Raw genomic sequence first — 14,296 nt, forward strand, 5'->3', positions numbered from 1 at the left:
AACTATTTCTAAACATAAACCGTAAATATATCTTTCCCTTGCACCTTTATTCTATCTTCTTTAAACTCTTTATTTTTATTAAAGTTAAATATAACCAGGTATCCCTTATCCAAAGAGTTAATATCTAAGTAATCACAAAGCTGATTTAATCCATCTTCATGATATTTCTGCCCTCTCCATATCTTCATTTCTATGATATATTTAAAATTATTATAGGTTATAACCACATCTAATCTCTTTTCTTCTGAAATTTGAACTTCCTTAAAATCAAATCCAACTCCATTTATTATTGGCTTAATAAATGCTAAAAATAGTAGCCTTCCGTGGTGCTCTATAAATTCTTGATCCTTAGAGGAATATTGTTCCTTCATAAATTGCATAAATCTTTGAAGAATTTTTTCTACATTAAGTCCTCCATTTGGTTCTATAAAATTGTTTTTAATGTTATATAAACTCATATTCTTAGTACAGGTTCTTATTTTAGATATCATATAATTATAAATTATCTCTTCAAATATTTTATTACTTATTTCTAATCCATCTTTACCTTTTTTAAATATACCGTAAGTTACCCCTATACTTATTATAGGATCTAATGGATTAAAGACAATTTGTTCGCCATCTATTAAGATTCGCCTTGTTAACTCATAAAGTTCATTGTTATTTTCTAAATTCTTAACTATGCTCTCAAATAAAGTATTAACTTCTTCATTGATCATTTTAACTGATTTTTGAACATCCCATATACTCCAAGGTTTCTTATCTAATTCATAAATTCTCTCGTCAATAATCTGACATATCCTACTGACTAAAAATGGATAGCCTTCTGTAAAAAAGTATATTTCTTCACTAAGTTCTTTTATATCCATAGAAATATTATTTTCATCACAATATTCCTTTAGCATTGTGCTAATTTCAGCTGGTGAAAAGCTCATATCCACATTAAAATCTGCTGCTATGTTCCAAGGAGAATTGTATTTCGTCTCCTGCTCTGGCCTTAATTTTAGTTTTAAAGTTTTTACATCGTACACTCCAGCTAGTATAACAGATTTAAAGGTATAGTCCTTTCCCATTTCTCTTGATAAATATTTGTTTCTAAGCATTCCTATAAAACTTAAAAACAATTGATTGTTTGAACTTTTATCCACTTCATCTATGATTAAAATAACGTCTTTTTCTGCATTTCCTACAAAACTCGTTATCACTTCTGACAGTTCTGCAATATCATTAATTTCCTCTGTTATATTAAATAATTTATCACTCTCTTTTTTATCACTAAACCTCAAAGAATTAATCATTAACTTTAAGAATTTATTACAAAAAATCTTTTCTTCTTCAAAAACAGAATCTCCAATACCTTCAAAGCTAATATCTATAACTAAATATTTTTCTCTTAAATAGTTAGCTATTGCATTTAAAGTAGTGGTTTTACCATACTGTCTTGGTCTATTTATAGTAAAGTAAAATTCATTTTCTATTAGCTTTTCTATTTCCTTAAGCTTACTGCTTATATCAACCATATAATGTTTTCTACTAACGCACACTCCTGTAGTATTAAATCTTTTCTTCATAAATGAATTTTCACCACCTATAATTTTTATAATGAATAATTGAGATAATAAGTAAGAAGTAGCAAGTACTAAGTAAGAAGTAAGAGGTAACAAGTAAGAGGTAAGGTTGAAATTCCTAAAGAATTTCTTGAATTTATATTTTATCAAAAACTCCCAAAGGAGTCTTATCCTTAATTATTCATTATTCATTATTAATTATACTTATATATCTATTTTATCCTTTAACCCATTATAACATAAGCCAATGACACTTTTAATATCATTAGCTTATATGGCTGTTTTTATCTCACACAAAATATAATAGTAATTAAAATTCGATTCATTTTGCCGTAAGGCAATTGCTTGTATAAATCTTATTTGTAGGGGAGAAAAGGTAAGAAGTAAAAAATAAGAAGTAAGAGTTAAGGATAATTTTTTCTTGGCAGTAGTCAGGCTAAATATATAAATATCAGATATCAAATATCAAATATCAAATAATGTGGATTTTTTTCATTTTATTCAGAAAATCTTTAAGTTAGAAAAAAGAAAGGGCTGGTCAGGCCGCAGACCGATAGGTTGCAAAAATAGTTATACTTTCACTTACCCCATAAAACATTAATAACTTTAATAAATAATTTCAATTGCATTTTTATTTTAAGTTTTCACGAAAAGTAGGTTACCCCAACCATCTTCTATAATAAACAGAGCTCTTAGCTTCAGATGGAGTTTTTACTCCATCTAAAGGTTAGAGATCGTTATCCAGGGACGTAACTGCCGTTATCTCCCACTTTGTTAGAAGTGGGAGTGTTACGGCAGGTAGTCATCGGATAAATGCAATTAAAAGACCAATGATAATTCCAATATCTATAGGAATACTTTTATCGCCTTTTTCCTTTTTAAGTAGTGCAAAGAATTTTCCTAATATGACAAAAATAAATGCTATGCCTATGGATATTTTACTAAAAGATGAACTAAAGGGATTGCCAGTAATAAAAACTATAGCTATTGGAATTAAGATGACTAATGAAGCTATTAAATATAATATCCAATTTAAATTGCCATTTTTTATATATAACATTAAATCTAACTTATTAAATTTCATTTCACGCCACTCCTCGCAATATGGAATCTCCTCTTATAAAGGATTTTTTACTATTATCAAATTAAAATTATTCATTGAAATACGTTCCTACCACTATTCTTCAGATTTCACCTTAAAACCTAAACTCTTTGCTAAAGCAACTGAATACGTATTTTTTGTATCTACCCAATAAATTGGCATAATATCATTTTCATAACACCATTTCAATGCTCCAATTGTTACAAATTTCCCATAACCCTTATTTCTATATTTTTCATTTGTAAAAACCGTATTTACTATCTATATAATTCCATTATAATTTCCTGTTATTTCAATTATGTTTTCGTCTGGATCTTCTAGTAAAAAATGATAATAAGGTGATGCAATATTTACATACATAATTTCAGTAACTTTTCCTATATTAAGTTCTTTAATTCTTTTATATTCATCAGCAAGATTATCTATATAAAAATTCAACACAAAATTATTTAATTTAATATTACTAAAGAAGTTATTTATTATGTAAATATTCCTCATGCTCATGGATAAAATCTCTGGCCATATTTTTAGAGTGTTTTTTTACAAAAGCCTTCGATAATTCCTCTGGAGTAATTCCATAACACATCAATGCATCACTATAATACATCATCACATCAACCATTTCTTCCACAAATGCTTCTCTCACTATGTGATCATTCATGATATCATTTTCTCCACGTTTTTTTATAATTGATACAACTTCTCCCATTTCTTCTATCATCCACAGTAAAGAATTACGACCATTTTCCGCAGTAAGGGGAGCCCATTTTCCTTTATATTTTTCCTGAAGTTCCTTTTGCATAGACATAATTTCTGATATTTTTAAATCTAACATAATTTATTTAGCACCAAAGTATATTACAAGTTGTCAATAATCTTTTGAATTAATATTTCAACTTATTATATTCACTGGCTACTAAAATTCACTTCCTTTCAATATATTATGTGGTAACTTTACAAAATGCGTATTGGCACTATTTTATATGTGCTATAGTTTAAATTTAATTTCTTAGTTACTGGGCATACGTTTCCTTTACAAACTCTATTATTTCCATTTCACTTTCCGCATCGCCTTTTGCGGGACATGTTTTTTGAGCTATATAAGCCTCATTCAATAGCTTATCCGCCTTTTGTGTATTTTGTTCTATTATAAGCGCATAGGCATACATTAAACGTTTTCTGGACATATAACAATCAGTTGCCCTTATATAACTTTTTAATTCTTTAGTATATAACTTATCAATTATATCTTTCCTGGCGTCGCCTATAATTTCAAGAAAAAGAAGCTCACATTTGATTTCATTTTCATATAACTTAATTAGATTAGGTACATTATTTAATAGCTTTTCATAACATTCTTTTGCCTTATGAAATTCTTTTTTATCAAAATAATAGTTTCCCTTTAGAATTTCTATACTACTAATTATAGGATTGCCTAAATCAGCCCCCTCAGGAAGTTCAAACCATTCAAGTGGCATGTCCTTTATTCGAACTCCCTCATAAAGAAGTCCATTTACCCTAAGCGCTATATAAAATGAATACTTTGCAATTTTGTCCCTTTTAATGGAAAGCAGATTATATGCATCATTGCAAACACCGCTTATTTTCATAGGAATACCATTTAATATTAAATCATAAACTCCACTAATAGCAGTAAAAATAAAAAATATGGATAATATTTTAGGCATAGGACACCATAAATAAATGGCTATGCACAAACATGTTATTACAGCATTCATAAGTATACCACCCAAATTATAAAGGATGTATGGACAATCATGCTTTTTATCTTTAGGCGGCATCATAATACACTGTCCAGCTGTACCTTTAATAGTAAATTTTTTAGTTACTATCTTCCCATTATCTTTTACAAATGTTAAAGTTCCAATTCTGAACGATACAAATTCATATCCAGACCAAAGTCCACAAATCAAATGGCCTACTTCATGTAGAATCAATTGCAACATAAATGCAAATACAAAAATAGCCATACCAATTATAATTGTAAATGGACCATAATCACCAACCACTTCTTCAATTAATTTACACACAAAAATACCTATAATAGCGCCTATCCCCATAGATAGTATAATAGCACCTATTTTTTTAAATAAATCTTTAACATTCTTTTTCTTTACTTTTTTATCCACAGCATGTCCTCCTGAAATATTTTACATGTTCTTAAGTTATTTTTAATGTTTAATTTTAGTTAGTCTATCAAAAAATATACAAAATACAATACATAACACTATCACTATAAAACCGAAAGCTAATGCAGCATTAGAAATTATGCTTTGGGAATTATTCCTAGTTCCATACTCAGTTATTTGTATCAAAATTACTATTAGAATTGTAATAATTAACATTAAAATTCCAGTAAGGCGACAAACTTTTTTTTCATCATATTGAGCTTTTTCTTCTTTGCTCATAGTATTATACCCTGCAACCAGCCAGCTTCCTTTACCGCAAAGAAGAAATATACTTATAATTCCACAAATAGCTGCAGCTATCCAAGCAATAGTCATAATTATTCACTCCTTTGTACCTTTATCTCTCTATTCATTTTAATTATATCTTCTCCATGCATGTGGGATTTTTGGGGAAAGTTTTGGGGGAATTTTTTTGGGGACGGTTAACAACTTTTCGCCTTTAAATTTATCTAATTGTTGTTAACCGTCCCCTTTGTTTTTTCTTCAATGTTTTTTCTTCAATAGTTCCTGCATTATAAAAAAATGTTTAATATATTATCTTGAATTTTTATTAATATATATATTTAATGCCTGTGTTACTTTAAATAATACTATAATTGCTGAAATATAAAGTAGAACTTCTAATATTGATTTAACAATCCCCAAAAAACTCAAAGCCATTATGGATCCCCCTATATCCTGCATGACAGTCCCCCCTTTTTATTTAAAAATATTGTGTTTAAACTTATATCAATTTTTTCTAAAAATGTCTAAGCTATGGTGTGTTATACCCACTAGGTCAGGACGTTCACATATAGAAAAATGGTATTTCAAGTAAGCTTCAAACATTTCTTCATCCATGGCATCGATTTCACCACGCATATAATTTGTTGCTAAATCAGTTGCAACAAAATGAAGACGTTCAACAGCATATCCTGCCATCAACTGATCAATTTCCTCTTTCCTGTACATTTCAAACAGCAAAGATGGATTGGACAAACATTTATATGTGTCCTTGTCAACAATACCACTTTGAATTCCTTCAAGAATATTACCTTTCTGAAAGCCCCAGCTTATAATTGTTGCTTCATTCATACAATAGGCAACAAATATAACTCCGCCTTTTTTTGTAACCCTAATAGCTTCGCTGATGGCTTGCTTTTTATCCTTATCAGTGAACAAATGGTACAATGGTCCAAGCACTAATGTAATATCAAAAGTTTCATCATTGTAACAAGACAAATCTATGGCATTGCCTTGTCTAATATCTATATTACAATTTTCTCCTGTCTTGCTCTTAAGAATATCAATATTATGCTGAATAAGTTCTATTGCATCAACTCTAAATCCTTTTTCTGCAAGTGAAAGCGAATATCTACCGGTTCCAGCTCCTACTTCTAAAATACGCATTCCTTTTTTTAAGTACTTATTTAAGTACTTCATTGTGGTAAGGAACTCAACCTGACCATGTTTAGAGGTAAGACGCCCCTCTTCATCATAATTATTATAATATTCTGCCAAATATTTCAATTCTTCCATAATTCATTTTCCCTTCTTAAAATATAAATAAATTCATTGGATTTTTGGGGATGAGTCTTTGGGGACGGTTAACATTTTTTTGTCTTTATTTAAGATTAACCACCCATTTCTAACGTAAATATCGTTATTTGCTTAATTAATAAAATATAATTAATGTTATTGCATTAATTTTTTAGCTTCAATTTCCTAAAAATTTGCTTGGCTTATTCAATCTTATTATTGAGATCAATAATCATCTTTTTACAATTGATACAGTAAAATACTTCTACTTCATTGTGCATCCAAGGATCTGTTAACTTTATACCCTTTTGAAACGCACTCAACATTACTCCTTTATCCCTTGATTTCTCTATCCACTTCAATGCATATCTGTCTCCATGTATTACTCCTTCTTCCATATTCTTATTGCAATATGGACACTCCATAAAATTCACCTAACTTTCTATTAATAACAATAAAAATCTGCTAGCCCAATGCTACCAAATACTCTACTATTTTTTATAGTATTCATCCCTTAGAAGTCCCATAACTATCTCGTCATAATACTTTCCATCTCTAAATATTTCTTCCCTCAATACACCTTCTGTTTTAAAGCCACATTTCTCGTAGCATTTTATAGCTCTTTTATTAAAAGAAAATACATTTAGTTTAATTTTGTGTATATTCATTTGCTCAAAAATAAATCTGATTAAAATATTTAATGTATCACTTCCATAGCCTCTACTCCAATATTCTTTATTTCCTATAAATATACCGATAGTTGCTACACTGTTTTTCCAATCCAATTTATTTATTCCACAACCACCTATATATTTCCTTTCTTCTAATGTTTCAATAGCAAAATTATATAGCTCATTTGTAGCTGATTGGCTTTCAAACCATTTTTCCTCATCTTCATAAGTGTACAAAAATGGAATACCCGGATTTAGCATTTTCTTTACTTCTACATCATTTACAAATTCCTGAGCTAATTTAATATCTTCCCTTTTATATTCACGTAATTTTACCTTTTCTCCTCCATACATAATAAAATCCTCCTGTTTCTCATATTTTTATTGGCCTAATATTTTTATTTTATAATTACTATAAGTTTTACCAAAGTATTAATTAGGCCTTGTTAATCTCTGCTTAAATCCTAAAACATGCTTTTATCCGATGACTACCTGCCGTAACACTCCCACTTCTAACAAAGTGCGAGATAACGGCAGCTACGTCCCTGGATAACGATCTCTAACCTTCAGTTGGAGTTAAAACTCCATCTGAAGCTAAGAGCTCTGTTTATTTTATGTTTACTATACCTTTTACTAAGATATTATTTAGACCCTATAATTTATACTTAAGGCCTAAAATATTACTTAAGGCTAAAAATAATTTCATCAATTCTTCCACATTCCTTATAACCGATACTCTTATACACTTTATTTGAATCAGGATTCTTAATTTCTGTGTAAATTATATCTAGCCATTATATACTCATCTTCATATTTTCCATTTCTGATGGCTACGTATTTTTTCCTGCCCTCAATTTCAAAGCCTAATGATTTATATAAATTTATGGCCTTTTCATTATCAACGAAAACTCCAAGCTCAATTCTTACAAGCATAAGCCAGTTATCTGCTATATCCAATAAACTAGTCATCAAAGCTCTTCCAATTCCCTTGCTTTGATAATCTTTGTGTACAGATATACCCATACTCCCTGAATGTCGTACCCTATTTGATCTATTAACTGATAAGGTTGCAACTCCTACAACTTTTGCAATGCCATTTTCTTCAATTTCCGCAACTAACATATGATCATTTTCAGTAAGATTATTTATGATATTTTGAATTCTAGTAATTCTTTCACTGATAATACCCATGGTGTTTTCTCTAACTCCATCTTGCCTTCTTATTTCATTTATAGCAGTTGCATCTTCAATTCTTACTGGTCTTATTTTAAAATTCATACTCAATTCCATCCCCCCTATTTAGTTTTAAGTTTTCACTCTTTCTTAAGGAGCCTTTTTGGGGATGGTTAAGTATCGTTTTTTGAATTTTACTTAACATCGTTTTATTTTTTCTTAATTATTATCTACTTAGTTTAATTGTTCTACTTAGCCATTTTTATCGTATTGTTCTACTTAACTGTCCCCATTTTTATTATTCTACTTAACCGTCCCCATTTTTATCGCATTTTTTCTGCAATTTATCTCTGGGATTTCTTATCTACTATATTATTAACATAAATTGATTGGTATTCCGTATCTAAAATATCCATAAAAATTTCATCATAAGCTTTTCCAGCTATAAGTTTTGCTTCTCGAAGTCTCCCAGCCTCTTTAAATCCCACTTTTTTATAACATTTTATAGCTTGCTTATTAAATGAATATACTTTTAGAGAAATATTGTGTAAATTTAATACATTGAAGCCAAAGTCTAATAAAAGATTTAACACATCTTGACCGTAGCCTTTACCCCAATAATCTTTATTACCAATAAATATACCTACTTCTCCTATTCTATTTATGTGGTCTAGCTTTGGATATCCACAGTTTCCAATAAGCTCATCCTTTTCTACATCTACAATTGCAAAATTATAACCGTTAGTAGAAAGCCTTTCTAAAACTGATTTTTCTGCTTCGATTCCAATAAGTTTAGATGCAAATACAAGGCCTGCAGATACCTCCATATCATTAACCCATTTAGTATATTTTTCATAATCCTCCACATTTATAGGAGATAAATAGCATTTTTGCCCTATAAGTTTTTTAAAATACATTCTAATTCCTCCTTCTTTACAATGATTATTTTTCAATTTTACCTTCAAATCTTTTCCTCAACACCGACTAGAAACCTCTACCTTCTCTATACCACTAGCACACTTTGATTTAGCACACTGGGTAACTGGCGTACTGACTTCTGTCCCTCTGGACAACTAGTACACTGTAAACTAGCTATCTAGCACACTGGTCAACTGGCACACTTACTTCTGGTCCACTAACCAACTAATACACTAATTATTCATTCTTACTTCTATCCTCTTGCTGCCAGTGGACATTCTTCCCCACCCCCCTACAGGAATAGTTGCAATTGGAGTTACGTGTCCAAAATTCACATTAGCCATAACTGGTATATTATTCAGTTCTCTCTTTGTTTTTATTATTTTTATAAGCTTTTCATTTGTCATAGCTGTAGCATTTTGAAATCTTCCTATAAGAATTCCCTTTACTCCTTCAAATCCTGGTTGATGTATGATGGACTGAAGGTCTCTATCAAAGGTTTCCACATTGGTTAGCTCATCATCTTCAATAAATAATATGGAATCTTTTAAAGGTGGCATGTACTCAGTACCATGAAGAAGATTGAATGTACATAAATTTCCTCCAATTAAAGTTCCCTCTGCTTCCCCTTCATTTATAACTAAATACCCATCATTAGGAATAAAATTTCTATTTTCCTGATCTCTATACCAAGGATCATCGCTCCAAAATTCTGAAGGCTTAATCTCTATATAAGTTTTATTTTCATTGCTTGTCTCCCTGTTAACTTTATTTTTACAAACCTCATGTTTTTTAAATTCTCCAACATTGTTTGGCCCATCAATGCTTTCTTGGATACTAAACTTCTCTATACCATCTGGCCCTACAATGCTTTCGTGGCTATTAAATTTTCCTATACCATTTGCCCCCTCAATGACTGCTTGGCTACTTTTTCCTCTTACTTTGCTTTCTTCATCTAAAAGACACCTTTTAAAATAGTCTCTTGTATATTCAATGCCTTTTTCCATACCAAAGGATGAAAAATGAGGTCCATAGTAAGTTATAAGTCCTGTTTTCTTATAAATTGCACAACATAATGCGGTTATATCTGAAAAGCCACAAAATATTTTAGGATTATTTTTTATAATTTCATAATCAATGTATTTTAATAATTGGTTTGAATTGTAACCGCCTATGGTGGTTATAACAGCCTTTACATTCTTATCTAAAAAGGCCTCATGAATATCTTCCACACGGGATTCTATGCTCGATGATGAAAACTCATCACATTCCTCCACATGTTTTGCAAAAGTGACTTTAAGCCCCATTTCTTCAAATCTTATTTTAGCTATTTCTCTTAATTCCTGAGTTATTATTTTCATACTTCTAGCTGGTGATATCACTCTTATTTCATCACCAAATTTCAATTTGTTACACTCTATTTTATTCACTTTTCCTATCATCTCCATAGCGCTCCCTCCCAATAATTAATATAAAATGTTAACCGTCCCTATTCACTACTTTAATTTCAGTAATTTCTGCTTGACCGTCCCCATTAACTACTACTCTGATTTCAGTAATTTCTGCTTAACCGTCCCCATTCATTCTGCTCTGATCTCACCAATTTCTACTTAACTGTCCCAGTAAATTCATCCTTTAATATGCCCATCAAAACATAGTCCGTATACTTGCCATCTACGTAAAAACTATTTCTCTTCCTGCCTTCTTCTTTAAAACCACATTTTGAGTAACATCTATATGCTCTTTTGTTGAAATCATGAAGCCAAAGTTCTATTCTATTTAAATTAAGTTTATTAAAGGAATAATCCAAGAGAAGTCTTATAGCTTCTTCACCATATCCTTTTCCTAAATTAGCTTCTTTTCCTAATACAATTCCCAATAAACCAACTCTGTTTTTCCAATCTATTGTTAAAAGATCTATTTGACCTAAATATTCTTCTGTATCTTTATTGGCAATTATAAAATTTTTACCTTTAGTTTTTCCATCCAATATGGAGTCTAAAAAATTTTCCGTTTCATTCAATGTATGTGGATATAAAAATATGTCTGATAAATACTTAGTAATATTGTCATCATTCACCCATTGCCTCATATAAATTAAGTCCTCTTTTTTGTACTCTCTCAGCATAATTCTTTTTCCTAATATTCTCCCCATAGCTATTCCTCCTAGTATAATTAATATAAAATATATATGTTTTTTTCATGACAAATCCTATAAAATATTTATTTTTATCCGATGACTACCTGCCGTAACACTCCCACTTCTAACAAAGTGCGAGTTAACGCCAGCTACGTCCCTGGATAACGATCTCTAACCTTCAGTTGGAGTAAAAACTCCATCTGAAGCTAAGAGCTCTGTTTATCCGATGACTACCTGCCGTAACACTCCCACTTCTAACAAAGTGCGAGTTAACGCCAGCTACCCTGGATAACGATCTCTAACCTTCAGTTGGAGTAAAAACTCCATCTGAAGCTAAGAGCTCTGTTTATAAAACAAAAAACCCACAGAATCACTTTTAAATCGTGACTCCGCAGGTTTAAATTCTAATCCGCGTGTAGGAAATTTCTTTGTACATTTAGAAAGTCTCCCTGTACCGCTCAGGTGTAACTTTAATTGAAGTATAACTTTTAGCTATGCAACTAAAACATCTTGGTCTTGTCCACATGCTTGTATAACTTTAATCTAAGTATAACTATTACCCTAATATAATTATTATCCCAGCATAACCATTATCCCTGTATAACGCTTAGTCTAATAACTGCATCAATAACTAATGCCCTACTCATACTTAGATATAACTCTAATTGAAGTATAACCCTAGATACACTCACTTTATAATATATTTATTGACAATTTTAAGTGAAAAATTACGGCCTTTAAGTTAACTAAAAACTAATACCTTATTGCACTGAAAATTGTGAAATATCACTTAATTGTGTAATATGTTAACATGTTCAATAAAAACTGTCAATAGTACAATTACAAATTTTCTTAAATGTTTTAATTAAACTACCTTGCTACCATGAATTTCAGTGGCACCTGTATAATCTAAAATATATTGTCTATTTTCTTTAGTAACACCTTTTCCAGGCATAATTGTAATCCTGCCATTGGCATATTGTACTAAAGCTTTCAATTGCTCCTTTCCCGCTAAAGCATTAACTTGTCCACCTTTAGTCAATATCCTATCCACTTTTAAACTTACCAGCTGATCTATAGCGGAGAACTTGTCCTCTATTTCATCAAAAGCCATATGGAAAGTTACACACATTGGCTTTGCTATTTCTACTAGTTCCCCCACTGCTTTTACATCTATTTTATTATCAGCTAACACACCAATAACCACTCCATGGGCACCTAATTCTTTAGCTATTTTCACATCTTCCTTCATTATTTCTATTTCCTCCTTTGAATATTCAAAGGAACCACCTCTTGGTCTAATCATAACCATTACAGGTATTTTCACATTATCTATAGTTGCCTTTATAGTGCCGTAGCTTGGGGTAGTACCATCCTCTAATAAATTATCACATAATTCTAGTCTATTTGCTCCTAACTTTTCCATGGAAACTGCCTCTTTAAAATTACCTACACAAGCCTCAAAAATAGTCATAACCTTTTCCTCCCCTACATATTATTCTATGTACTCGTTTATATATTAACTAAACTTTAGCATAGTTCTTACTTTTTCACTCTTACTTCTTACCTACTCTATAAACTCCTATTTTACATTATTCCATACCACAATTTATTTATTATTTTCCATGTCAATCTATTTATTACTTTATGTGTAAATCATTCCCTATTATATATCACAGTTTATTTAATATATATCATATATACATATTAACATATCTACATGTTAACAAAAAACAAAGAGCTCATATAAAGTTGCATAACCTTACATGAGCCTTTTATTTAGATTATCCTTATTTTTCTTACTTATTATAAATTAATTATTAACTGTCCTTAGTTTTTTTAATTCTACCTAACTTTTTCTTGTTTATTTTAAATTAGTTGTTAACCGTCCCCAAGTTTTTATCACCAAGTTTTTATAGAATTTCTTGTCCAGATCTTCTTTAAAATTTCTTATCTGAAAATTGATTTATTCCTACATATTCAACATCATCCGAGAAGGCCATATAAAGTACATATATCCATGCTACAAATACAAATATTATGCTTAATACAATCCATATTGTAGGCGTCTTAAATCTTTGGTAAAATTCCACATCCCAAATTATATATATAATAATCAAAACTAATGGGCCAATAAATGGTATGATGGCAAGAAATGCAAATAATACATTCCACGCACTCTTATCTATTATGTGGAAAAAAATTATAAATTGTAAAAAAGGAATAAAAGCCATCCATTTGTTATTAAGCCCCGCCTTTTCAGCCAGCCTATAATATGCAAATGCTTGAACTACGTAACTTATAACTGACACCCAAATAAGATAGGTATTATTTAAATAAGAATAGTAATTGTAATTAAACATAAAATTCCTCCAGATAATTACTCTATACTTATATAATATTCAAAAGAGCATTCCCTATGCCAGTCCACCATTTTTTATACAAAATTATTATCCTTGCTATTAATTTATATGCATAAGCTTATTGTCTTTCCTATTAATTTATATGCATAAACTTATTGCATTTCCTATTAATTTATATGCATAAACTTATTGCATTTCCTATTAATTTATATGCATAAGCTTATTGTATTTCCTATTAATTTATATGCATAAACTTATTGCATTTCATATTAATTTATATACATAAACTTATTGCATTTCCTATTAATTTATATGCATAAACTTATTGCATTTCCTATTGCTTTATATGACTTCATTTATTGTCTTTCGGTTAATTTATATTAATAAAATTATTACAGAAGTTTAGCGCTTAAAAATTTTTGGGGCGTGAGCCCGCTGATTTATAATGAATGATTGAGGGTTAGGTTAAAAACCATAAATTCTGATTTTTGCTGGAAATTTTAGAGAAAAAATTTGCATAATAAAAGCATCCTTTTTATAATAGTTTTGACAAGAAACCAACTTAAAAAGGATGCTGATAAAATGAGTAAAAGTTATTTAAAACAATTACTTACTTATATTAATAAGGTATAC

17 protein-coding genes are annotated in these 14,296 nt (G+C 29.9%); all 17 read right to left on the reverse strand.

Features of this window, described 5'->3' with window-relative positions:
* Positions 1 to 8: 8 nt before the first annotated feature.
* Entirely contained in the window at positions 9 to 1,571 is a 1,563-nt protein-coding gene (locus tag FGK85_RS04425) for an AAA-like domain-containing protein (RefSeq protein WP_138204102.1), read from the reverse strand.
* A gap of 799 nt (positions 1,572 to 2,370) precedes the next feature.
* Positions 2,371 to 2,652 (reverse strand): histidine kinase, encoded by a 282-nt coding sequence (locus FGK85_RS04430; RefSeq protein WP_138204104.1) that lies wholly within the window; start codon positions 2,650 to 2,652, stop codon positions 2,371 to 2,373.
* Between the two features lie 93 nt (positions 2,653 to 2,745).
* Positions 2,746 to 2,931: a GNAT family N-acetyltransferase gene (locus FGK85_RS15845; protein ID WP_138204135.1), complete on the reverse strand. Its 186-nt coding sequence runs from the start codon at positions 2,929 to 2,931 to the stop codon at positions 2,746 to 2,748.
* Entirely contained in the window at positions 2,932 to 3,168 is a 237-nt protein-coding gene (locus tag FGK85_RS04440; RefSeq protein WP_171011326.1) for a hypothetical protein, read from the reverse strand.
* Positions 3,143 to 3,505, reverse strand: a complete 363-nt coding sequence (locus tag FGK85_RS04445) for a dATP/dGTP pyrophosphohydrolase domain-containing protein (RefSeq protein ID WP_138204108.1) — start codon at positions 3,503 to 3,505, stop codon at positions 3,143 to 3,145. The genes FGK85_RS04440 and FGK85_RS04445 overlap by 26 nt, the downstream gene beginning before the upstream one ends.
* A 178-nt stretch (positions 3,506 to 3,683) precedes the next feature.
* Positions 3,684 to 4,820 carry a hypothetical protein gene (locus FGK85_RS04450; protein WP_138204110.1) on the reverse strand — a complete coding sequence of 379 codons (1,137 nt, stop codon included), beginning with the start codon at positions 4,818 to 4,820 and terminating at the stop codon, positions 3,684 to 3,686.
* A gap of 42 nt (positions 4,821 to 4,862) precedes the next feature.
* The gene (locus FGK85_RS04455) at positions 4,863 to 5,195 is read right to left on the reverse strand and encodes a DUF3784 domain-containing protein (RefSeq protein ID WP_138204112.1); all 333 of its coding nucleotides are present in this window, start codon (positions 5,193 to 5,195) and stop codon (positions 4,863 to 4,865) included.
* 219 nt (positions 5,196 to 5,414) lie between these two features.
* The gene (locus FGK85_RS15270; protein WP_171011327.1) at positions 5,415 to 5,564 is read right to left on the reverse strand and encodes a hypothetical protein; all 150 of its coding nucleotides are present in this window, start codon (positions 5,562 to 5,564) and stop codon (positions 5,415 to 5,417) included.
* A 45-nt stretch (positions 5,565 to 5,609) separates the two neighbouring features.
* The gene (locus FGK85_RS04460; protein WP_341472466.1) at positions 5,610 to 6,302 is read right to left on the reverse strand and encodes a class I SAM-dependent methyltransferase; all 693 of its coding nucleotides are present in this window, start codon (positions 6,300 to 6,302) and stop codon (positions 5,610 to 5,612) included.
* A 299-nt stretch (positions 6,303 to 6,601) separates the two neighbouring features.
* A complete protein-coding gene (locus tag FGK85_RS04465; protein WP_138204115.1) occupies positions 6,602 to 6,823 on the reverse strand; it encodes a PF20097 family protein in 222 nt (73 codons plus the stop codon).
* A gap of 66 nt (positions 6,824 to 6,889) precedes the next feature.
* Positions 6,890 to 7,423, reverse strand: a complete 534-nt coding sequence (locus tag FGK85_RS04470) for a GNAT family N-acetyltransferase (RefSeq protein ID WP_138204117.1) — start codon at positions 7,421 to 7,423, stop codon at positions 6,890 to 6,892.
* A gap of 411 nt (positions 7,424 to 7,834) precedes the next feature.
* Positions 7,835 to 8,347 (reverse strand): GNAT family N-acetyltransferase, encoded by a 513-nt coding sequence (locus FGK85_RS04475; protein ID WP_138204119.1) that lies wholly within the window; start codon positions 8,345 to 8,347, stop codon positions 7,835 to 7,837.
* A 239-nt stretch (positions 8,348 to 8,586) separates the two neighbouring features.
* On the reverse strand, positions 8,587 to 9,159 hold the full coding sequence (locus FGK85_RS04480; RefSeq protein WP_138204121.1) for a GNAT family N-acetyltransferase: 573 nt from the start codon (positions 9,157 to 9,159) through the stop codon (positions 8,587 to 8,589).
* 234 nt (positions 9,160 to 9,393) lie between these two features.
* Positions 9,394 to 10,608 carry a S66 family peptidase gene (locus FGK85_RS15480; protein WP_138204123.1) on the reverse strand — a complete coding sequence of 405 codons (1,215 nt, stop codon included), beginning with the start codon at positions 10,606 to 10,608 and terminating at the stop codon, positions 9,394 to 9,396.
* Between the two features lie 158 nt (positions 10,609 to 10,766).
* A complete protein-coding gene (locus FGK85_RS04490; RefSeq protein WP_138204125.1) occupies positions 10,767 to 11,315 on the reverse strand; it encodes a GNAT family N-acetyltransferase in 549 nt (182 codons plus the stop codon).
* 850 nt (positions 11,316 to 12,165) lie between these two features.
* Positions 12,166 to 12,774, reverse strand: a complete 609-nt coding sequence (locus tag FGK85_RS04495) for a copper homeostasis protein CutC (protein ID WP_138204127.1) — start codon at positions 12,772 to 12,774, stop codon at positions 12,166 to 12,168.
* Between the two features lie 466 nt (positions 12,775 to 13,240).
* Positions 13,241 to 13,663: a DUF5684 domain-containing protein gene (locus FGK85_RS04500; RefSeq protein WP_138204129.1), complete on the reverse strand. Its 423-nt coding sequence runs from the start codon at positions 13,661 to 13,663 to the stop codon at positions 13,241 to 13,243.
* Between the last annotated feature and the right edge of the window lie 633 nt (positions 13,664 to 14,296).

Source organism: Haloimpatiens lingqiaonensis, from assembly GCF_901447495.1.
Lineage (GTDB): Bacteria > Bacillota > Clostridia > Clostridiales > Clostridiaceae > Haloimpatiens > Haloimpatiens lingqiaonensis.